Source organism: Microbacterium sp. WCS2018Hpa-9, assembly GCF_031843745.1.
GTDB lineage: Bacteria > Actinomycetota > Actinomycetes > Actinomycetales > Microbacteriaceae > Microbacterium.
Genome location: NZ_JAVTIY010000001.1, coordinates 678,325 through 699,666 on the forward strand (window position 1 = coordinate 678,325; position 21,342 = coordinate 699,666).

At 65.9% G+C, this 21,342-nt stretch carries 16 protein-coding genes; 11 read left to right on the forward strand and 5 right to left on the reverse strand.

Annotated features, from left to right (window positions below; genetic code table 11):
• The first annotated feature begins 13 nt into the window (after positions 1–13).
• The 4 genes from RQG82_RS03415 to RQG82_RS03430 are packed head-to-tail and all read left to right on the forward strand — an operon-like array spanning position 14 to position 3,213.
• Positions 14–466: a GtrA family protein gene (locus RQG82_RS03415; protein WP_311257715.1), complete on the forward strand. Its 453-nt coding sequence runs from the start codon at positions 14–16 to the stop codon at positions 464–466.
• The gene (locus RQG82_RS03420; RefSeq protein ID WP_311257716.1) at positions 463–1,293 is read left to right on the forward strand and encodes a glycosyltransferase family 2 protein; all 831 of its coding nucleotides are present in this window, start codon (positions 463–465) and stop codon (positions 1,291–1,293) included. Before RQG82_RS03415 ends, RQG82_RS03420 begins: the two co-directional genes overlap by 4 nt.
• Positions 1,290–2,303: a glycosyltransferase gene (locus RQG82_RS03425; RefSeq protein ID WP_311257717.1), complete on the forward strand. Its 1,014-nt coding sequence runs from the start codon at positions 1,290–1,292 to the stop codon at positions 2,301–2,303. Before RQG82_RS03420 ends, RQG82_RS03425 begins: the two co-directional genes overlap by 4 nt.
• Entirely contained in the window at positions 2,290–3,213 is a 924-nt protein-coding gene (locus RQG82_RS03430) for an NAD-dependent epimerase/dehydratase family protein (RefSeq protein WP_311257718.1), read from the forward strand. The genes RQG82_RS03425 and RQG82_RS03430 overlap by 14 nt, the downstream gene beginning before the upstream one ends.
• Before the next feature lie 100 nt (positions 3,214–3,313).
• On the opposite strand, the gene RQG82_RS03435 is transcribed toward RQG82_RS03430, so the two are convergent.
• Entirely contained in the window at positions 3,314–5,506 is a 2,193-nt protein-coding gene (locus RQG82_RS03435) for a hypothetical protein (RefSeq protein ID WP_311257719.1), read from the reverse strand.
• A gap of 140 nt (positions 5,507–5,646) precedes the next feature.
• On the opposite strand from RQG82_RS03435, the gene RQG82_RS03440 reads away from it, so the two are divergent.
• Positions 5,647–7,812, forward strand: a complete 2,166-nt coding sequence (locus RQG82_RS03440; RefSeq protein WP_311257720.1) for a hypothetical protein — start codon at positions 5,647–5,649, stop codon at positions 7,810–7,812.
• Between the two features lie 113 nt (positions 7,813–7,925).
• Here the strand turns inward: RQG82_RS03440 and RQG82_RS03445 are convergent, their stop codons facing one another.
• Positions 7,926–10,334 carry a hypothetical protein gene (locus tag RQG82_RS03445; protein WP_311257721.1) on the reverse strand — a complete coding sequence of 803 codons (2,409 nt, stop codon included), beginning with the start codon at positions 10,332–10,334 and terminating at the stop codon, positions 7,926–7,928.
• A gap of 173 nt (positions 10,335–10,507) precedes the next feature.
• Here RQG82_RS03445 and rfbA point away from each other — a divergent pair, with 173 nt between their 5' ends.
• The 3 genes from rfbA to rfbD are packed head-to-tail and all read left to right on the forward strand — an operon-like array spanning position 10,508 to position 13,826.
• On the forward strand, positions 10,508–11,380 hold the full coding sequence (gene rfbA, locus RQG82_RS03450) for a glucose-1-phosphate thymidylyltransferase RfbA (protein WP_311257722.1): 873 nt from the start codon (positions 10,508–10,510) through the stop codon (positions 11,378–11,380).
• Positions 11,377–12,375, forward strand: coding sequence for a dTDP-glucose 4,6-dehydratase (gene rfbB / locus RQG82_RS03455; protein ID WP_311257723.1), 999 nt, complete (start codon positions 11,377–11,379; stop codon positions 12,373–12,375). Before rfbA ends, rfbB begins: the two co-directional genes overlap by 4 nt.
• 29 nt (positions 12,376–12,404) lie before the next feature.
• Positions 12,405–13,826 carry a dTDP-4-dehydrorhamnose reductase gene (gene rfbD / locus RQG82_RS03460; protein WP_396653550.1) on the forward strand — a complete coding sequence of 474 codons (1,422 nt, stop codon included), beginning with the start codon at positions 12,405–12,407 and terminating at the stop codon, positions 13,824–13,826.
• Positions 13,827–13,886: 60 nt separating this feature from the next.
• Here the strand turns inward: rfbD and RQG82_RS03465 are convergent, their stop codons facing one another.
• Both RQG82_RS03465 and RQG82_RS03470 read right to left on the reverse strand, forming a co-directional pair.
• Positions 13,887–14,786, reverse strand: coding sequence for a glycosyltransferase family 2 protein (locus tag RQG82_RS03465; RefSeq protein ID WP_311257725.1), 900 nt, complete (start codon positions 14,784–14,786; stop codon positions 13,887–13,889).
• Positions 14,783–16,468: a glycosyltransferase gene (locus RQG82_RS03470; RefSeq protein WP_311257726.1), complete on the reverse strand. Its 1,686-nt coding sequence runs from the start codon at positions 16,466–16,468 to the stop codon at positions 14,783–14,785. The genes RQG82_RS03465 and RQG82_RS03470 overlap by 4 nt, the downstream gene beginning before the upstream one ends.
• A 228-nt stretch (positions 16,469–16,696) precedes the next feature.
• On the opposite strand from RQG82_RS03470, the gene RQG82_RS03475 reads away from it, so the two are divergent.
• Together RQG82_RS03475 and RQG82_RS03480 are read left to right on the forward strand one after the other, a co-directional pair.
• Positions 16,697–17,530: an ABC transporter permease gene (locus RQG82_RS03475; RefSeq protein WP_311257727.1), complete on the forward strand. Its 834-nt coding sequence runs from the start codon at positions 16,697–16,699 to the stop codon at positions 17,528–17,530.
• Positions 17,514–18,257, forward strand: coding sequence for an ABC transporter ATP-binding protein (locus RQG82_RS03480; protein ID WP_311257728.1), 744 nt, complete (start codon positions 17,514–17,516; stop codon positions 18,255–18,257). Before RQG82_RS03475 ends, RQG82_RS03480 begins: the two co-directional genes overlap by 17 nt.
• Before the next feature lie 36 nt (positions 18,258–18,293).
• Here RQG82_RS03480 and RQG82_RS03485 read toward each other — a convergent pair whose 3' ends face one another.
• Positions 18,294–19,367 carry a glycosyltransferase gene (locus tag RQG82_RS03485; RefSeq protein ID WP_311257729.1) on the reverse strand — a complete coding sequence of 358 codons (1,074 nt, stop codon included), beginning with the start codon at positions 19,365–19,367 and terminating at the stop codon, positions 18,294–18,296.
• Between the two features lie 110 nt (positions 19,368–19,477).
• Between RQG82_RS03485 and RQG82_RS03490 the strand changes: the two genes are divergently transcribed.
• Positions 19,478–21,238, forward strand: a complete 1,761-nt coding sequence (locus RQG82_RS03490; protein WP_311257730.1) for a DUF4012 domain-containing protein — start codon at positions 19,478–19,480, stop codon at positions 21,236–21,238.
• Positions 21,239–21,342: the final 104 nt, after the last annotated feature.

A 21,342-nucleotide genomic window follows, 5' to 3' on the forward strand; every position in this document is an offset into this window, starting at 1 on the left:
GAAGAAAGCACTCATGGCACTTCCCGAGAACGGTGATCTCGACGAGAACGCCCCTGATGGTCCGCTCCTCAGGTTGTTCCAGGACCGACGTGTCGCGTTCATCATCGTCGGCATCATCAACACCGGCGTGGGGTTCTTCTGGTTCATCCTCTTCGAGCTCACGATCGGCAAGCTGTGGGGCTACATGGCGACGCTGCTCTTCGCGCACGTCGCGAGCGTGCTGTGCGCCTTCGTCCTGCACCGTCGCTTCGTCTTCCGCGTGCGCGGCCACATGTGGCTGGATCTCGCGCGCTTCGAATCGGTCTACCTGGTGGCCCTCGGGGTGAATGCGATCCTGCTCCCGGTTCTCGTGGAGTTCGCCCACATCCCGCCGATCGCCGCCCAAGCGCTCATCGTCTTCGTGACGACGATGGTCAGCTGGTTCGGACATTCCCGCTTCTCGTTCCGCAGAAAGGCAGACACGTGACACCCGCCCGCGTCTCCGTGGTCATTCCCGCATACAACAACGCCAAGGTCATCGGCGAGACCATCGACTCGGTGCTCGCGCAGACCGGCGTGGAGCTCGAGCTGATCGTCGCAGATCACTCCTCCACCGATGGGACCAAAGCGGTGCTCGATCGATACCAGGATGATCCTCGCGTCACCATCCTCGAGACTCCTGCCGGCGGCGGAGCTCCTCGAAACTGGAACCGGGTCACGGCGGAGGCGACCGGCGACTACGTCAAGCTGGTGTGCGGCGACGACGTGCTGCGGCCGGGTGTGCTCGCACGTCAGGCCGCACTTCTCGAGCGCACCGGTGCCGTGTTCACCGCCTGCCGCCGCGACATCGTCGATGCGGACAGCAAGGTCCTCTTCCGCGGGTGGGGGCTGCGCGGGATCGGGAAGCCGATGCCCGGGAGCGAAGCCGTGAAGCGCGTGGTGCGTTCAGGCTCCAACCAGTTCGGTGAGCCGGCATCCGTGATGATGCGCACCTCTGTGCTCCGAGAGGCCGGCGACTGGTTCGACCGCTTCCCTTATCTGATCGATCAGGCCTCGTACTCGCGCGTCCTGATGCGTGGCGATTTCGTTCCGGACACGGAGGTCGGCGCCACCTTCCGCATGAGCACCACCCAGTGGAGCGTCGCCCTCGTCAAGGACCAGGCGACGCAGGCGCATCAGTACCATCAGTGGATGCACGACACATATCCCGACGCCGTCAGCAGGACCGACGTCGTTTTCGGCAACCTCCGCGCCAGTCTGATGTCCAGGGCACGAAGGCTGAGCTACAAGGTACTGGAACGGAGAATGCGATGAGCGCAGACGAGTTGGCTGCTGCACCATTCGTGCACCGGATCTCGATCGTGATCCCCGTCTATCAGGGAGAGCGCACACTCGAGGCCATCATGGACGAGATCGCCCCTCTCACCGAGTCGTTCGTCACGCCGGGAGGTCATCGCGCGATCGTGCACGAGGTCGTGCTCGCCTTCGATCACGGTCCCGACGATTCTGCGCGGGTCATCCGCACCCTCGCCGCGGAGCGGAGCTACGTCAAGGCCGTGTGGCTGAGCCGCAACTTCGGCCAGCACGCCGCAACCCTGGCGGGAATCGCCTCCTCCGGCGGCGACTGGGTCGTGACTCTGGACGAAGACGGACAGCATGATCCCGCCGCGATCGGGTCGCTGCTCGACACCGCGATGAGCCGCCGCGCTGATGTCGTCTACGCGGAACCCACGAACGCGCCGCCGCACGGCTACGTGCGCAACACGGCATCCCGCGCCTCGAAGCGCATCCTCGAGACCGTGTTCGGCGGCGGACGCGCATCGAATTTCAACAGCTTCCGGCTGATACTCGGCGAGATCGGACGATCGGTCGCAGCGTATTCGGGCACGGGCGTGTACCTCGACGTCGCGATCTCGTGGGTCGCCTCCAACATCGTCACCTCGCCGGTCGAGCTGCGCGAAGAGGGAGACCGCCGCTCCGGCTACTCGTATCGACGTCTGATGGCGCACTTCTGGCGGATGATCCTCACCTCGGGCACCCGAGGGCTGCGGCTCGTCACGGCGCTGGGCGCCCTCTTCGCCGTCGGCGGCATCATCTTCGCGCTCTGGCTCACGATCATGCGGTTCGCGGGCGGCAATGTGCCCGAGGGCTGGACATCCCAGATGGTCCTGACCGCTCTCGGCACCGGGGCCATCCTCGTCGCGCTCGGCATCATCGCCGAGTACATCGGCGTCGCGGTCAACATGGCCCTGGGCAAGCCTGCGTATCTGATCGTTCGCGATCCCAGCGCGGGACCGCTCGGGCACCAGCGTGCCGACGTCTGAGTGGATCATCGGTCGCGGCCTTCTCGGGTCGGCGATCATCTCCCAGCTCGAGGGGCCGGTCTTCACGACTCCGGTGACCTGGGGCGACACCGAGCAGTCGCGTCAGGACCTCAGCGAGGGCCTGTCCCGATTCATCGCTGACACGGAGGGCCGCTGGAGCATCTACTGGTGCGCCGGGCGCGGTGTGACATCGACTCCTCGAGAGGTGATGCTGTCAGAGGCTGAGGTGTTCCGCGGCTTCCTGGAGGACATCTCCGCGCTGCCCGGCGACGTCCTCGCACGCGGCCATATCTTCCTCGCATCGAGCGTCGGCGGCGCATACGCGGGCAGCGCCTCACCCCCGTTCACCGAAGACACGGTCCCCGTGCCGCTCTCGGCCTACGGCGAGACGAAGCTCAGCATGGAGCAGTCTCTGCGCGAGGCGGCAGAGCGCCACGGGTTCAGAGGCTTCATCGCGCGCATCACCAACCTCTACGGCCCAGGTCAGGACCTCGGCAAGGGTCAGGGGCTCATCTCGGTCATCGTCGAGAGCTACGTGACCGGTCGTCCTGTGTCGATCTATGTTCCTCTCGACACGCTCCGCGACTACATCTACGTCGACGACTGCGCGACTGTCATCGTCGCCGGCATGAGACGCCTAGCCGCCGAGCCGAGCGGTCGGGTGGTGACGAAGATCGTCGGAGCGATGGACGCACTGTCGATCGGGGCGATCATGGGCGAGATGTCGCGTCTGCGACGAAAGCCCGTGCCGCTGGTGACAGGGCAGGGCAACTCCACCGGGCAGGCGAGTGACCTGCGTGTGCGTTCGATCGTCTGGCCCGAACTCGACAGTCTCGTCTCCACGACTCTGCCTGCAGGGCTCGGCGCCATCTACCGCGCTCAGCTCGCGGCGCACATCCTTCCCACCTGAGGCGAGCGGGCCACGGGCCCACCCAGGCTTCGCACGGCCGCGGCGGACTCGGCCCGCACCGAGTCCGCCGATCCGCGCGAGGCGCGGACGCGGTGTTCCGCTACTCGACCCGAGTGCGACGGGTTCTCACGAAGTGCAGCACGGACCATGCCGCAGCCATCAGAGCGGCGAGGCCCACGGCGGCGAGTTCGATCCCCCAGCCCGGGGGCCGGAACGACACGGTGATCGTGGAGCCCGCGTCCTGTGCCGACAGGTCGACCGTCAGCAGGAAGTCCCGATCAGGATCACCGAGCTCGCCACCGTCGGTCGAATAGCCGGGCCACGCGAGTCTGCTGAAGACGACGGTGGCACCGTCGGCACCGACAGAATCGACCGAGAAGGTGACGCTGAGGTCGTCTCGAGAGACCACGGAGACATCGGCATCGCCTTCGACGCGCGCGATGCCGCCCGCCTCGCTCACCGGTTCGTCACGCGTGAGCAGATAGGTGTACTCGCGTTCCTCGATGGACCAGCCGTCCGGCGCGTCCCCGAGGTTCTGCAGCTCCGGCCCCTTGACCACCACGACGGTGTTGAGCGCGAGGTCGTCTGCCAGAACGGTGTCCTGCCCCGGCACATCGTCGAACAGCTCGTCATACGCCTCGGGGCAGGTCCATCCGCGCAGATCGACGCAGAGCTGCTCCGAGAGCGCCTTGAAGGGCAGAACCGTGTAGACACTCGCCGAGTCCTTGCCGGTGAGGTACCAGAGGTTGGCGAGAAGGGACTCCTTGTAGGACTCGGGAGCGAACTGCAGGGAGTAGACATCACCGATCGTCATGATCCCCGACTCCATGTCCTCGCCCACCTCCTGCATGGCTTCGACGGATGACGGCACGTTGAAGTTGCCGAGCGGGCTCGACGGATACTCGTAGGCCTGCACCCCCATCAGGACCACCGACGCCGCCAGCAGGTACGCCGCCGTGCGCTTCGAGGACGCCTTCAGCACCGCCATGCGGCCTCGGGCCGACAGCGTCAGGATCACGATTCCCTGCAGCACGACCGCCAGCGCGACCCATTTCCAGGACACGGGCTGAGCAGCCCACGAGATGAAGCCCGACACTCCGGTGATCGCGACGGCGAGCCATGCCCTTTTCCGTGACACGGGCACGCGCAGGCCGTTCGACATCACCACAGCGAGCAGGACGGCGACCACGAGCACCACGTACGGCATCATCCTCGCCGGATACCGCAGGGGGCCGATCACGCTGGGACCGACGACGAGGGCGACGCTGAACGCGAGCACGATCATCGGGATCAGAAGCGTGCGGAGCGAATGCCGCCACCGCCCGCACAGCACCAGGAGCGGCAGCAGCCACGACACGTACTGCAGCGGCACGGGGACGATGTCTCCCCAGTACCCGCGCACCGAACTGGTCGCCGTGACGATCGGCGACGTGGCGAGATCGCCGAGGTCCATGTTGAGGAACTGATCGTTGAGGATGTCAGCCCCCGACCGCGCCGTCACAGGCGAGGTGAGGATGCCCGGCAGATAGACGAATACGGTCAGCAGGGCAGCGTAGACACCCAGCACCAGCGTCCGCACGACCGCGTCGCGATCTCGGGCGATGGCACGTTCCACGAGGAAGACGAAGAGAAGGAAGGCCAGCTCGATCACGCCGAAGACATAACCGACGGTGACGAGGAGATAGGCGAAGACGAAGAACAGGATCGGACTCGAGCGGTTCTCCACATGCTTCTTCAGCGCCCACCAGGCGAAGGCGAAGAACGCGACGTTCTGCAGACCGGTGACCCACGAGGGTGCGTCCATGAAGATGGTCTGGCCGCCCATGGACGCAGTGAACCCGGCGATCGCCGCCCAATGCGGAGCAGCCCCGTACGAGCGAGCCAGAAGGAATGCGCCCGTTGCGAGAAGCAGAAGGAAGAGCACCTTGACTGCGGTCGCGTACACCGTCGCGTTTCCGACGAACTGCGTACCGATCCCGATCAGCCAGGTGACCGGGTTGAAGATCCCCCACTGCCCCTCGGCGAGGTAGTTGCCGCCCTGCCACGATCCCGGCGAGAGAAGTGTGACATCCCCCTCGAGAATGCGACGTCCGAGGCCGTACCACTGCCCATAGGCTCCGAGCTGCGTGTCGTCCCAGAAGAAGAAGCGCACCTGTTGGGAGACACGGAAGATCGCCACTGCGAGCACGGCGAGCATGGCGAGCAACCACCATGTGAACGGGCGATCCAGCCGGGGCCGGGGAGCACGGGCGCCTGAGACGGGGACCTCAGTGCGATGATCAGTAATCGACACCTTCCGAGGCTAGTCGAAGATCCCACAGCCCCCTGGCCGCAAGGCCGAGCATGCTAATCTCTCGGAGGTTCATCGGCACCCGCCGCAACACGCGAGCGTCCCCGCGAAGACCGGTGGCGAACCCCTCTCGGAAGGTCTATATGTCAGCGCGCCCGATCGACGCCCGAGCCGTTCGCACACACCCGCTTCCCTGGCTGCTGCTGACGGCCGCCGTGGCGATCGTGACTGCACTCGTTCCCCTCCTCTGGAACTCGAAGCACTACTTCGTGGACGACACCGTCAACGGCGCATTCGGACAGTGGTACCACCTCGGCACGTCGTTGCTGGAGGGGCACCTCCCGCTCCTCGAGCCGACGGCGTGGTCGAGCGGGAACCTCATGGCCGAGGGCCAGTGGGGCTTCTTCAACCCGCTCGTGATCCTGATCAGCCTCGCGTCGACCGCCATCGCGGATGCTGCCGTCTTCACGACGGTCGTCAAGGTCATATCGATCGCACTCGGCGCCGTCGGTGTCTTCGTCCTCGCGCGCGAGCTGGGGACGCGTCCGCAGCTCGCTTTCGTCGCCGGGGGGATCGCTCCCTTCACCGGGTTCACCACGTACTTCGATGCGCCCTCGTGGGTCACCGGGCTGTTCGCATGGAGCCTGATGCCGTTCTACTGGGCGTTCCTGCTCCGGCTCTCGCGCAACAAGTCGCCTCTGCCCGTGTTCGTCGTGGGCTATCTCGTGATCTCGATCGGCTACGTGCACGGCACGATCGCTCTGGCGATGATCACTGCGACGACGCTCGTCCTCCGCCTGGTCAGACGCGATCGAGGTGCGGCACTGCGAGTGCTCGGCGCCGGATCTCTGCTGGGACTGGTGGCCGTCGCCATCCACCTGGCGAGCGTGCTGACCGCTCCAGTCACCAACCGGGGTGGCAACGCCATCTACATGGATCAGTTCATGACGGTGGACCTGTCGGGCCTCGCGATGTCGAGCGTGTCGACGGCGCTGCCGCAGGTGGCGGCCTGGTGGTGGGTCGGCTTCACCGCTCCGATCCCGATGACCTACATCAGCTGCCTCATCCCGCTCGCCGCGTTCGTCTCGTGGCGCCGCCTGCGCAGGGTGGTGCCGCGCATGCTCGATGTCGCCGTGCTCCTCGTCGTACTGCTCGTCTTCATCATGCTGCCCACAGTGATCGGCCCCCTCAGGTACCCGACCAGGCTGCTCCCCTACCTCGGTCTCTGCGTGATCGTCCTCATCGTTCTGGGGCTCGACCGCGCGCTCAAGGTCACTCGTGTGCGCATCATCGCCGCGTCCGCGATCTTGGCGTCGGCGTCGTTCCTCGCCTGGGCCCAGACTCCGCAGTACATCAAGCGTCTGGCATTCGCCGCGGCCATCGCCGCGGTGGCGATCGCTGTCGTCGCCGTCGTGGGCCTCGTCGCCAGAGCAGACCGGCGGAGGGCGCTCGCGGCGTCGGCGCTCGTGCTGGTGAGCCTGGCCGCCTTCGCCTTCCAGCAGTGGGCCTACCCCCGATCGATCTGGGCCGAACAGGGCATCCCGACCGAGATCTCCCAGCTGCAGACGCAGCTCGCCGAGTCTGAGGGCGACACGCTTGTCATCGGGGATCCCCTGTCTGTCAGCCCGTCCCCGGAGCTCTGGGAGGAGACCCTCTTCGCGAACTCCTGGTACGTCAACCCTCATCCGGTGGTGAACCGGTACCAGCTGCTCGGATTCCGCGGTTTCAACGACCAGCTCTGCATCGGATACCTGGGAGAGACCTGCCCGGATCTCGCGTCGCGGCTGTTCGAAGAACGCGAAGCGACGGGCCTGACTCTCGCGGATGAACTCGCGGTGAGCTCGGTGCAGATCATCCGATCGGACGACACCGAGGACGCGCTGGACAACCCGCCCGAGGGTTGGCACGTGGCGGATGACGGCGAGTACACCCAGCTCTGGGTCCGCGACGAGCCGATCCCCGGCGCGGGCGGTGTCGTCACCCACTCCCCCGACCTCGAGATCTCCGACGTCTCGACCCAGCCCTCGAGCACGAGCGTGCATGTGGACAACCCCTCGGACGAGAGCGGTCAGGTCGTCTTCAGCCGCCTGCCGTGGCCCGGGTACACCTCGAGTGCGGGGACGATCGTCGATCCCACCGACGGATTCCTTCTCACTGTGGAGGTTCCCGCGGGCTTCGAAGGAGACCTCTCGGTCGACTTCCGCCCCGCGGGCCTGACGGCCACGATCGCCCTCCTGATCGGCTCGACCTCGGCGGCGCTCGCATGGGCGATCGTCCTGTTCGTGCGTCAGCGCTCGCGACGCCACTAGGGGCCCCGGATGCGAGAAGCTCCCGTTCCGCCGAGCACGTGCTCGGCGGAACGGGAGCTTTTCAGTCAGCCAGCCGACCACCAGTCAGGCTCGCGCGGCTTCTCACAGGCGCCCTACGAGATCGGCGACCCCGCCGGCATCGACGACAGCGTGGCCGGGCTCACGGTCAGGATGGTCGGGGCGACGCCGGCGTTCACTTTCAACAGTGCCGCCCACGTCGAGACGCGCCGGACCGTGCCGTTCTCGATCTTGTAGACGCTGGCCGCGTTCGAGGCCTTGATGAACACAGCGGGCAGCGGGGCCGCAGTGCTCACCTTGAGACGTGCGCACGCTGCAGCACCGAGGTCGATCGGTGTCACGCCCGCGACCGCCTGCGCGGACACCGGGTACAGCGTTCCGGACGCGGCGAAGTACGTGCGTCCCGCGCATCGCAGCCAGGGGCTCAGTGTCACGCCCCTGGTGAAGGGGGCGATCGCGGCATCGGGCAGCACCTGGTGGCCGAGACCGATCCCGACGTCCTTGGCCATGCCCTCCGACGGGATCCACAGTGCGCGCGCGCCGTCGATCCACAGAAGGTCGGGAGAAGACTGCGCTCGCGCGATCTGCCCGTCGGCGATCGCCTTGCCCACGGGCAGCGCCGCCAACGTCTGGGCCTGGACCGTGGCGATGGCGGGAGCCGCGCCGCCGTTCGCCGAGACCAGGAGGCCCCAGGAGAGCGCCTGACGCTTCTGCCCCTTCTCGACCACGAAGACAGCGGAAGAAGCGCTGGACTTCACTGCGAGAGCAGGTCCGGAGGTCGTGACCCTGGGGAGTTCCGCACACGTGGCGGCGCCTGCGTCGGTGATCTTGAGACCGGCCTTGGCGGGGTCGGTCACGGAATACAGCGTGGCACCACCGGCGAAGTACGTGGTGCCGACGCAGCGCAGCATCGGCGAGAGAGGTTGTGCGATCTCGCTGTAGCGGCTCAGATCCTTCGCGGGCACGACGGCGAGATCTGCCGGCTGGATGCCGTACTCGACCGCCTCTGACCAGGCACGAACCCAGATCAGCTTGTCGAAGTCGACGGTGACGTAGACCTTCGACGTGCTGGCGGACTTCACCGCGGTGAGCGGCGCGTAGTACGGGGCGCTCTTGGTCATCGATGCGTACCGTGCTGACGAGATGAATGGGGCGTACGGTGCCGAGCGCGGGGTCCCGTTCACCGCGGCGGCCGCCTCATCGTCGAACAGCGGGGTGGCGTGGGTCGTCGACTCGAAGCGCCCCCACCTCTCCGTCCCGCGGATACGGAAGTAGTTGCCGGCGTCAGCACCCATCGGCAGCCGCGCGAACAGCGTCGAGGTCACGTTCGTCGGATTCGCGCACGAAGACCCCCAGCGAGCGACGAGTTCGCAGCTGGGGATGCGATGCATCTGACCGCCCTGCACGATGGCGATCGTGCCCGTGGCGGGGTCACGCAATACCGAGTTCGTCGTGCCCTTGAGGGCGAAGGTGTTCATCGCGCTGTCGCCGACGACGCGCAGCGGTCCGTATGCGGCCACGAGCTCGCCGTACGACTCGACATCGTTGATCCTCCACCGGTTGCCGCCGGAGACGAGGAAGACGTCAGCGCTGGAGGCCGTCTTGAGGATCGTCATGTTCGAGGTCTGGGTGCTTCCGAACCAGTCGACGAAGTACTGATAGAAGTTGCGGTTGCCATGAGCGGAGCAGGCATCGCCCTCCCCGTAGCCGGCGTTGAGCGCCGCAGCGTTGGGCTGGTACGGCGTGTAGTAGTAGAGAGCGGCAGTCGCCGTGTTCGCGACGCGGACCGGCGACGAACCGCACGCGACGTTCGGGTTGAACCGGATGTTCCAGGTCTTCCCGGGCGCGTAGTAGGTGAAGTAGCGCCCCTCGGCGTAGATCTGGAACTGGCGCGCGGCACCGTACACCTGGTTCTGGAATCCGGCATAGCGTGGGTCGCAGGCTGCGGTGTCGGGGCAGTGGTGCCCCATGGCGATCGTGTAGCGGAAGTCGCTCGGCCAGACGTGCGTGACCAGACTCTGTTCCTTCTGGAGGATGACCAGCAGGGCCTGAGGATTGATGCCGCACGACACCGCCACCTTGTAGATGATGCGGGCAGCCGATTCGTTGCCGGCCCCGGCATACCCGTCGCAATACGCGTCGGCAGCCTTGTTCGCCGTGCTCTGGCGAAAGTCCTTGAGGCATACGTACCCCGACCGACACGAGGGCACCTTGCTGCGGAGGAAGCTGGCGATGTCCCCCTCCGTCATCGTGGCCGGGTTGAAGAACACCTCATCCGAGACGATGTTGCCGGCGTTGAACTGGCGGAGGTCCGCGGCGGGCACCACCAGCGTCTGCGCGGCCGCACGTGCCACGCCTGAGCCGGCACTGCTCGACACGCCCGAGCTCGCGGTATCTGCGGCTGCGGGTGCGACACCGAGCAGAACGACTGCGATCACGGCCACACCGGCGATCGCGGCGCGGACTCGAGGCAGGCGAGTCTGGGGGAATTCTCGGGTTCGCATGGGACCATTGTTGCGTATGTGAACGCATGTGACTACTGAGACTTTGCGTGGGCTCCGCGTGCCGCCATGCGCCGACGCGATTCCACCCCCCGATTCGGCTCCCGGACTCGCACATGCGGTCGTGCGATCGCGTGCAGCGAAGAGTGCCTGGCGCGATGTGGCACGATAGACGGGTGAAAGGCATTATTCTCGCGGGCGGCTCCGGCACCCGACTGCATCCAATCACCCTCGGCGTCTCCAAGCAGCTGATCCCGGTGTTCGACAAGCCGATGGTGTACTACCCGCTGTCGACGCTGATGCTGGCTGGCATCGACGAGATCCTGGTGATCACGACACCGCACGATGCCCCGTTCTTCGAGCGCCTCCTCGGCGACGGCTCGCGATTCGGCGTCTCGATCTCGTTCGCGGTGCAGCCCTCGCCAGACGGACTCGCCCAGGCCTTCACGATCGGCGCGGATTTCATCGGCGACGACCACGTGGCGCTGGTGCTGGGTGACAACCTGCTCTACGGCCCCGGCCTCGGAAGCCAGCTCAAGCAGTACTCGAAGGTCGACGGGGGCGCGATCTTCGCCTACTGGGTCGCCGATCCGAAGGCCTACGGCGTCGTGGAGTTCGACTCGTCAGGGACCGCGATCTCGCTGGAAGAGAAGCCCGCCGCACCCAAGAGCAACTACGCCGTGCCCGGCCTCTACTTCTATGACAACGACGTCGTCGAGATCGCACGCGAACTGAAGCCCTCGCCGCGCGGAGAGTACGAGATCACCGATGTGAACCGCGCGTACCTCGAGCGCGGCAAGCTCAAGGTCGAGGTCCTCCCCCGCGGAACCGCCTGGCTCGACACCGGCACGTTCGACCAGATGACGGATGCCGCAGAGTACGTCCGAACGATCCAGCGGCGCACCGGTCTGTCGATCGGCGTGCCTGAGGAGGTCGCGTGGAGACAGGGGTTCCTCACCGACGACGAGCTGCGTCAGCGTGCAGAACCTCTCGTGAAGTCCGGCTACGGCACCTATCTCCTCGAAACCCTCGAAAGGGGCCGTCCATGACTCGCCTTCTGGTCACCGGCGGCGCCGGATTCATCGGTTCCAACTTCGTGCACCACGTCGTCGAGAACACAGACGCACACGTCACGGTGCTCGACAAGCTGACGTATGCCGGAAACGAGGCGTCGCTCGCCGGAATCCCCGAGGACCGCCTGCGGTTCGTCGAGGGAGACATCTCCGACGCCGAACTGGTCGACAGCCTGTTCGCCGACGTCGACTCGGTTGTGCACTATGCCGCGGAGTCGCACAACGACAACTCGCTGCACGATCCGCGCCCGTTCCTCGACACCAACATCATCGGGACCTACACGCTGCTCGAGGCAGCTCGGCGTCACGAACGCCGTTTCCACCACATCTCGACGGACGAGGTGTACGGCGACCTGGAGCTCGACGATCCCGAGCGGTTCACGGAGTCCACGCCGTACAACCCCTCGTCGCCCTACTCGTCGACCAAGGCGGGCAGCGACCTCCTCGTGCGCGCCTGGGTGCGGTCGTTCGGCGTGCAGGCGACGATCTCGAACTGCTCGAACAACTACGGACCGTATCAGCACGTCGAGAAGTTCATCCCCCGTCAGATCACGAACGTGATCCGTGGCATCCGTCCCAAGCTCTACGGCGCGGGCCAGAACGTCCGCGACTGGATCCACGCCGACGATCACTCGTCCGCCGTGCTGACGATCCTCGACAAGGGCGAGATCGGTGAGACCTACCTCATCGGCGCAGATGGCGAGAAGGACAACAAGTCCGTCGTCGAGCTGATCCTCACTCAGATGGGTCAGCCCGCCGACGCCTACGACCATGTCACCGATCGCGCCGGTCACGACCTGCGCTATGCGATCGATTCGACGAAGCTCCGTACCGAGCTCGGATGGCTCCCGAAATTCAGCGACTTCGAATCAGGGCTCGCTTCCACCATCGAGTGGTACAAGGCCAACGAGAGCTGGTGGGCGCCGTCGAAGGACTCGACGGAGGCCTTCTACGCCGGCAAAGGACAGTAGCCCACATATGAGACCGAACCTGGGGACCTCTGCCCGTGACTGAATACGCCAAGCAGCTGACCGCGAAGAACACGCCGATTCCGGGGCTCCAGCTGTGGGATCTGCCTGTGCACGGTGACGCTCGTGGCTGGTTCAAAGAGAACTGGCAGCGCGAGAAGATGGTCGCCGCGGGGCTGCCGGACTTCGCTCCGGTGCAGAACAACGTCTCGTTCAACGACGCTGTCGGGACGACGCGCGGAATCCATGCTGAACCCTGGGACAAGTGGGTCTCCGTCGCCACGGGGCGCGTGTTCGGTGCGTGGGTGGATCTGCGTGAAGGCGATACCTTCGGCACCGTGTTCACAGCGGAGATCGACCCCTCCGTCGCAGTCTTCGTCCCTCGAGGCGTGGGCAACGCCTATCAGACCCTCGAAGCCGACACCGCCTACACCTACCTGGTGAACGATCACTGGTCTGCCGACGCGGAGTACAGCTTCCTCAACCTCGCCGATGAGACGGCCTCCGTCGCCTGGCCGATCCCTCTGTCAGAGGCCGAGGTCAGCGACAAGGATCGCGCGCACCCGAGACTCGCTGATGTGCGCCGGGTCGCTCCGCCCAAGACGCTCGTCCTCGGCGCGAACGGACAGCTCGGGAAGGCTCTGCGAGATCTCCTCGCCGGCCGCGACGACGTGGAGTTCGCCGGCCGAGACGACCTGGATCTCCAGAGCGCGAACGTCGCTGACGCGCGCCGGTGGAGCGACTATTCGACGATCATCAACGCCGCTGCGTACACGGCGGTCGACGACGCAGAGACGGCCGATGGCCGACGAGCGGCCTGGACGGTCAACGTGTCGGGAGTCCGTCGCCTCGCCGAGGTGGCGCGCGACCACGGCATCACTCTCGTTCACGTCTCCAGCGACTATGTGTTCGACGGGTCGAAGGACGGCGCCTACACCGAGGATGACTCCGTCGCTCCGCTCGGAGTATACGGACAGACGAAGGCTGCAGGTGAGGTGGCCGCATCGCTCGCGACCCGCCACTACATCCTGCGCACGAGTTGGGTGGTCGGCGATGGCAGCAACTTCGTCAAGACCATGGCGTCGCTCGCCGAACGCGGCGTCGACCCGTCGGTGGTCGATGACCAGCGCGGACGGCTGACCTTCACGGATGAGCTCGCGGCGGGAATCCAGCATCTGCTCACGTCGCGCCCGGCATACGGGGTGTACAACCTCACGAATGCGGGTGATTCGGCGACCTGGGCGGACATCGCGCGCGCCGTCTTCCAGATCACCGGAAACGAACCCTCTCGTGTCACCGGTGTGAGCACATCGGAGTACTTCGCGAACGCGGATCGGACGATCGCCGCTCGCCCCCGGAACAGCGTGCTCGACCTGCAGAAGCTCGAGGCCACCGGCTTCCATCCCGCACCGATGATGCAGGCGCTGACCGAGTACCTCACTCGATCCGCCTAGTGGAGTTGACTGAGGCTCCCGACGTTCGCCTGCGGCGATGTCGGGAGCCTCTGTCGTCGCTCAGTCCGCGAGTCGCTCCGGATAGCGCACCTTGGGATTGAAGGTGATGCCCTTCAGCCACTTGCCGAGCAGCTTCGCGCGCAGATCCAGCGGAACGCGGCCGCGGTGGAGGCTGACGAACAGGCGCGCGCCGAACTCCATGAAGTACAGGAATCCCCGATGGTGCAGCTGCCACGACGCCTCGTTGCGCACACCGTAGGAGAACTTCCACAGGCTCTTGCGGTCGACCATCGCGAAGTTCACACCCCGGTTGTCTCCCATGTCATGGACGACGACGCTGTCGAGCACCTGCACACCGGGGCAACGCGCGGTGAGGCGGAGTGTGTACTCGCGGTCGTCGAACCAGATGAAGTACTCGGAATAGGGAAGGCCGTACTCCGCGATGGCCCATCGCGGGATCAGCACCGAGACGAACGAGCATGCGGTCACCATGACGTTCTTCTGCCCCTTGACGAGCAGACGGCCCCAGTCCCATGTGGTCACCGGGTTGTTCATCTCGCAGATGCTGCCGTCGGTGAACTCGACGACCGAGCATGCGAAGGGAACGTCGCTGCCGAGTTCCCGAACCGCCCCGTCGAAACCGGCGATGAGCCTCTCGAGGGCTTCGGGCTTCGGATAGCAGTCGTCGTCCATGATCCACACGTGATCCGCACCGGACCCGTATCCGCGCAGCATCCCCTCGGAGAACCCACCCGCTCCCCCGGAGTTGGTGGACATGGTCACGACCTCGAGACGAACCGATGTCTCGAGCGCGGCCAGGTACTCCGCTGTGCCGTCGGTGGAGGCGTTGTCGATGACGAACAGCGTCTCGACGGGGTGCGTCTGCGCCTCGATCGATGCGATCACGGTCTTCAGCTTCTCGAGCCGATTGAACGTGACGACAACTCCAGCGACACTCACCACGAGCCCACCTCTTCCTTGAACCATGAACTCGCGGACTGCTGAGACAGCAGCTTCTTCTCGGCCTTGCGTTCCTTGCGCCAGAGCGCTTCTCTCGCCGCTTCATCATCGACGAGCGGGGCCACTGCGTCGGCCAGCCGACGCGCGGCGAGGCGCGCATAGCGAGGCACCAGTGCCGACTCCGGGATGATGTCCCCCTGAGCACCGACATCCGTCGATACGACCGGAACGCCATGCGCGATGGCCTCGAGAGTCGTCAGCGTGAGTCCCTCATTATGGGACGACACGACGAGAACGTGCGCCTCGTCGAGGGTTGCGGCAACGGGAGTGCCCGAGGTTCGCCGAACGATATCGGCGGTCAGGCCCTCGGCCTCGATGATGTCATCGACCCAGCTCGACAGCTCGCCGTCTCCGTGGAGGATGAAGCGCAGGGTGTGCCCCTGGCGCTTGAGCCGGCGGGCCATCGCGAGGAAGACCTCCGGAGCCTTCTGCCGAGCCATCCGCCCGATGAACGCGACCGTGAACGGCTCGCCCTCCGCGCGGGGCCGGAACACGGCGTCCTTCGGCTTGACCGTCAGCCCCCCGAGCGGCGCCATGACGACACGCTCGGCGGGGATGTCCTGAACGTCGATCATCCAGCGGGCGAGTCTCGGTGAGATCACATGGTGGGTGGTGATCGATCTCGATGCGATCGCGCTGCTCAGGGGGTACCCGCCGCCGGTGTACTCGACGATGTGAGTGCTGTCGATGATGGGGATTCCCGGGCGGGATGCCGCGATCCACGCAACGCGGTCGTACAGCCATTGGTTGTGATGGATGACCACTCCGCGCACGTCGAAGGTGCGCAGGAGACCCCGCAGAAGCGGCTCGACGCCGGCGGTCTGAGAGTCGACCGTCGGCTCCGAGAACGGGATCAGCAGAGCCCCGTCGAGCTCGGCCCTGGTCACCCACGGCTGATGCGAGTCGCGGTTCGTCAGCACGATCGGCAGGAAGCCCGCCTCCCGTACGAGGCGCACGGTCTCGAACGCCCAGAGCTCGGCACCTCCGAGCTCGAACCAATGGAGCCCGATGATGATCGCCTTCTGAGCGCCGTCCGGGGCGGCTGCCGCAGGAACGATGACGTCGTCCTCATGCGCCCCTCCGGGGAGGAACTCCGACGCGTAATCCCGTGGTTCGATCGCCGTGCTCAGTTTCTTGCGGAATCTCAGCAGAGCCAGGTCCCGCGCATCGTCGTAGAGCAGAGGGGCGCGAGACTTCACCTGACGCGCGAGACCTCCGACGATTCCCGGACGCGGCGGGCGGTATGGATTCGAGCGCAGCACCTCATCGGATGACACGTGGATGTGGCGCGTGTCGGATGCGACGAGGCTCTCGGATTCCGCCTCGGACTCCTGAACAGGGCGCTCCTCGGGCGCAACCGTGCTCTGCACCTCGAAGGATGCGATGCGGATGCGGATGTTCCGCGAGAGACCGTCGAACGTGCTGTCGTCGGTGAGGCGCGGGGTCGTCTCCACGGAGCCGTCGTACATGTGCACACCGAGCGTCCGCCCGGGCGCCATCAGGGAATGGAAGTTCAGCGCCCCGACCAGCAGCCGACGCTCGCGAGCCGTGAGGTCCTCGCCGGTTCGGGGGTCAGAGAAGCGGAAGAGAGCCGGCTGATCGAGAGCCTGAAGAAGTGTCACGGATACGAGTTACTTTCAGATCGTCGGAGGCAGAAGACCTCGCAGATCCTATCAGCGCAGCCCTGGCGTCCCCTGCGTGCGTCCTGAGCACAGGAAGAGATCCTTTGATCGATCTGCCAGGGATGCCGCTCGGGGGATCGTATGATTGCTCTCGGTGCGCCCGAGACCGTCGGCGCTTCGGAAGGTGGAATCGCGGTGCAACAGGCTCGCACAGCCGACGACCAGAGAATGACGACTCCTGGCGCGAATCGAGGGTTACTCGAGGTCTTCCGGCAACGGCATCTTCTCTCGCTCATCGTGCGCAAGGAAGTGCAGATCAGGTACCGGGGCTCCATCTTCGGCTGGCTCTGGTCATATGTGAAGCCGCTCGTGCAGTTCGTGGTGTTCTTCGTCGCGATCGGCGTGTTCCTCGGACTCAACGACCGCGTCGATTTCTTCCCGATCTATCTGCTCTCGGGCATCACCGTCGTGACCTTCTTCAATGAGGCGTTCTCGAACGGCACCCGATCGCTGGTCGACAATGCGGCGCTCATCAAGAAGATCTACCTGCCCCGCGAGATGTTCCCGATCGCGAGCATGATGATCGCCGCCGTGAACACGGTGCCCCAGATCATCGTCGTGATCGCGATCTCGCTGTTCTTCGGCTGGGCCCCCTCGTTCGCATCCCTGGGCGCGATCCTCCTGGCTCTGGTGATCATCGCCGTTCTGGCCAGCGGGCTCGGCCTCTTCTTCGGGTCGATCAACGTGACTTTCCGCGATGCGCAGAGCTTCGTCGAGATCATCGTGATGATCGCGATCTGGGCGTCTCCTGTGATGTACGAATGGACCCAGGTCGCCAGCGTCGTGCCCGAGTGGCTCTTCGTCCTCTATCGACTCAACCCGATCACCGCCGCCGTCGAGCTGTTCCATTACGGGGTCTGGTTCCCGCTCGGACCCGACGCATCCCCGCTCCCCGACGTGTGGATGTACGGGCTCATCGCACTCCTGACGTCACTCATCGCGCTGGTCATCGGCCAGCTCGTCTTCCGCCGACTGGAGGGCCGCTTTGCCCAAGACCTCTGATGCGCAGCCGCTGCCGCGGATCATCATCGACGACGTCCACAAGACCTTCAAGCTCCGGCACACGCATTCGATCAAGGAGACGGCTCTCGCCGCGGTCCGTCGCAAGCCGCTGACTACCGACTTCCATGCACTCGACGGCGTCTCGTTCGAGATCGAGCAGGGCGAATCCGTCGCTCTTCTCGGGTTCAACGGATCCGGCAAGTCGACGATGTTGAAGCTGATCTCCGGGGTGCTCGAACCGGATGCCGGCACCGTTCTCACTCGCGGTCGCGTCGCCGGCCTCATCGAGGTCGGCGCAGGGTTCCACCCGGATCTGTCCGGACGCGAGAACATCTTCCTCAATGCCGCGATCCTGGGCATGAGCAAGAAGGAGACCGAGGCGCGATACGACCAGATCGTCGCGTTCAGCGAGATCGAGCAGTTCATCGACACCGAGGTGAAGCACTACTCATCCGGCATGTTCCTCAGACTCGCCTTCTCCGTGGCGATCCACACCGAGATGGATGTGCTGCTGATCGACGAGATCCTCTCTGTCGGCGACGAGCCGTTCCAGAAGAAGTGCCTCGCCCGCGTCCGTGAACTGCACGCCCAGGGCAAGACGCTCGTCGTCGTCAGCCACGACCTGAACATGGTCTCGAACCTGTGCGATCGCGGCATCCTGCTTCAGAAGGGCAAGGTGCGCTTCGACGGCCCCAGCGCAGAGGCCGTCGAGGTCATGCGCTCCTGAGCAGACCCTGATGCCCGGGGGCGGAGGTCTCGGGGCTCACAGGTCGGCGTGCAGGCCCCACACGCGTTCGGCCGCTCCGAGCCACGAGAAGGATCTCGACCGGTCGGCGCCGAGCACACTCAGGCGACGCGAGCCGTCGCCGACAGCATCGGCAACGGCCTCGGGGATGTCCGTCGGCTCGGCGACCACTCCCCCGTCAGCGATCACGTCGTGGTGCACTCCGCTGTCGACGGCGACCACGGGCACTCCGAGGGTCATCGCCTCGACAGCACGCCAGGGCCATGCGGCGTGCGGGCTCGTGGCCACCAGCGCAGACGCTCCGGCGAGGACCGCTGCCCGATCTGCAACCGACAGCGACCCACGGATGTGCGCTCTCGATTCGGGCAGCCCTGCGGCCGCCGCGATCTCGGCCAGTCTCGGTTCGGAACCTTCCGGCGCGTCGAGCACGACGGCTTCTTTGCCTGCAGCGATCGCCGCCCGGAAACCGTGCTCGAGCGAATCAGCGGACCCCGTGAGCACAAGATAGCCCGCGGGCAGAGACAGCGACGCTCGTCGTGCGGACGCGTCGAACGGGACCACGAGGCCGCACGGGGCAGCTCCGGGGATGACGCGGATCCGTCCGCTCAGCTTTGCGATCTCCGCCAGTCGTGCGCCGACTGCGTGCGAGGGCACGACGACGGCGTCCGCGTGCTTGACGGCTCGTTTCAGCATGGCCCGTTGCCAGGCGACCGCAGTCTTCGAGAGCGAGTCCGGTTCTTCCCACGCCTGAAGATCCCACAGCGTGACTGTCGTCTGATCGTGGTCGTGCAGGCGATCGTGCCGCACCAACGGGGCCATAAGCGTGGGCGAGTGGATGAGACCTCCACCGACCCCCCGCACGATACCCAGCTGCCACGACGCCGCGAGCTCGCGTCGCGCGAGCGACAGTCTGCGGACATCCGAGAGACCCGGAATCGGCACCTCGACGCCGGAGGGGACGATCGCCTCGACCTCGCACCCGGCGGGGGCCGTCGAGATCAGCGCCGCGGTGAGGTCGGATGCCGCTGACGCGTGATCCGCGTGCACGACATGCGTCAGCTGATCCAGAACCACACGCAGCCGAGCACCCATGCGACAACAGTAATCGCCCGACCGCCCCGAACCTGGGAGCGTGACCGCGTGCGACGCGGATCGGGAATCTCCCGCACCCCCGATATGCCGCTTCGTGCTTGAATGCAGGGGTGAGTGACGGACGCCTGCCTGTACGTCGTCGGTGGTTGCGGTGGACCATCGGCGTGATCGTGATCTTCCTGGTGCTCGCGATCGGCTGGGTCGCCATCCGAGGCATCGGTGCGGTGAACAACCTGCAGGAGGTCGCGGCGTCGTCGTCGAAGCTCAAGCAGGCGATCGGCGAGGGCGACCTCGACAAGGCGGCGTCGCTCTCTTCCCGCATCGCCCACCACGCGGAGTCGGCCCACGACCTGACATCCGATCCGATCTGGCTCGGATTCGGCCTCCTGCCGTGGCTCGGTCCGAACTTCTCGGCGGTGAGCGAGGTCGCCGAGATCGCCGACGACGTCGCCTCGGACGCTCTCGTCCCCGTTCTGGAGGCCGCTGACGCACTCGATCTGGCGAGTCTGGGGCTCTCAGGCGGAGCAATCGATCTGACGCCTTTCGCGCAGATCGAGCCCTCGCTGGCCGAGGCGAGCGCGACGCTGACGTCTGCCGAGACGCGGGCCCTCGGCATCGACGCGGACGCGACCCTGCCGCCGCTCGCCGACGCCGTGCGGGAGATGAGATCGACCGTCACGCAGGCTGCCACAGTGGTCGGAGCGCTGCACGGTGCGTCCGCCCTGCTGCCGAGCATGCTCGGCGCGGAAGGACCCCGGAACTACGTGCTCGCGATGCAGAACAATGCCGAGCTTCGATCCTCGGGCGGCATCATCGGGGCCATCGCGCTTCTCCGCGCCGAGAACGGCAGGATCACCCTCGTGCAGCAGGCCTCCACACCGGAGTTCCCGGCCCTCGAGACGCCCATCCCGCTCAGCGAGTCGACCGTCGCCCTCTTCGAAGATCGTCCTGGCCGCTTCTTGCAGAACCTGACAAGCATCCCCGACTTCACCGAGGCGGGCCCCGCGATCGCGACACGGTGGCAGAACCGCTTCGGACAGCCTGTCGACGGTGTCATCGCGGTCGATGCCGTGATGGCCGAGCATCTCATCGCGGCCACAGGACCGCTCACGTTCGGGCCGTTCACCGCAACCGAGGAGACCGTGGTGGGGCTGCTGCTGTCCGAGATCTACGCCACCGTCCCGGATCCTCTGGCGCAGGACGAGATCTTCTCGCAGGCCGCCGGAGCTCTTCTCTCCGCCGCACTGACCGAGGCGGATCCGAAGGACCTCGTCGCCGCCCTCGCTGCGTCAGCGGAGGAACGACGCATCCGCATCTGGAGCGCTCACGAGGATGAGGAGGCGATCCTGTCGGCGTCGACTCTCGGTGGGGCGCTCCCCGAAGACGACACTCAGACTCATGTGGGCGTCCTGTTCAACGACACCACCGGCGGCAAGATGGACTTCTATGCCGATGCCGCCCTCACGACCGCGATCGGCACCTGCGATGGCAAGCCGACCACGCAGGTGACGGTGACCTGGACGAACGATGCGCCGGCCGATGCCGCGACATCCCTGCCGCTCTATGTCACCGCCGGCGGGGTCTACGGCGTGCCAGCCGGGTCGACCCGGACTCTGATCACCGTGTACGGCCCCGAAGGCGCGACTCCGTCACACATCGACCGTGACGGAGAAGAGGTGAGCGTGCAGACGGCTCTGCTCGGCTCCCGGTCGGCGGTTCAGCAAGAAGTGCTCCTGGCCCCGGGCGAATCCTCGAAGATCACCGTCGAGTTCCAGGGAACCGGGGCCGGAGAACGGCTCACGGTGGTCGACCACACGCCCATGGTGACCACGCCGGAGACATCTCGCGAGCAACTGCGCTGCGCATCGTGACTTTCCCGATTCGATGAGGTAGTGTCAATCCCACTGGGGAATATCTGAGTTCTGCAATTCTGTCGTGGGGACAGGAAGAACTCACGCAGTCGGATGCAGGGGTG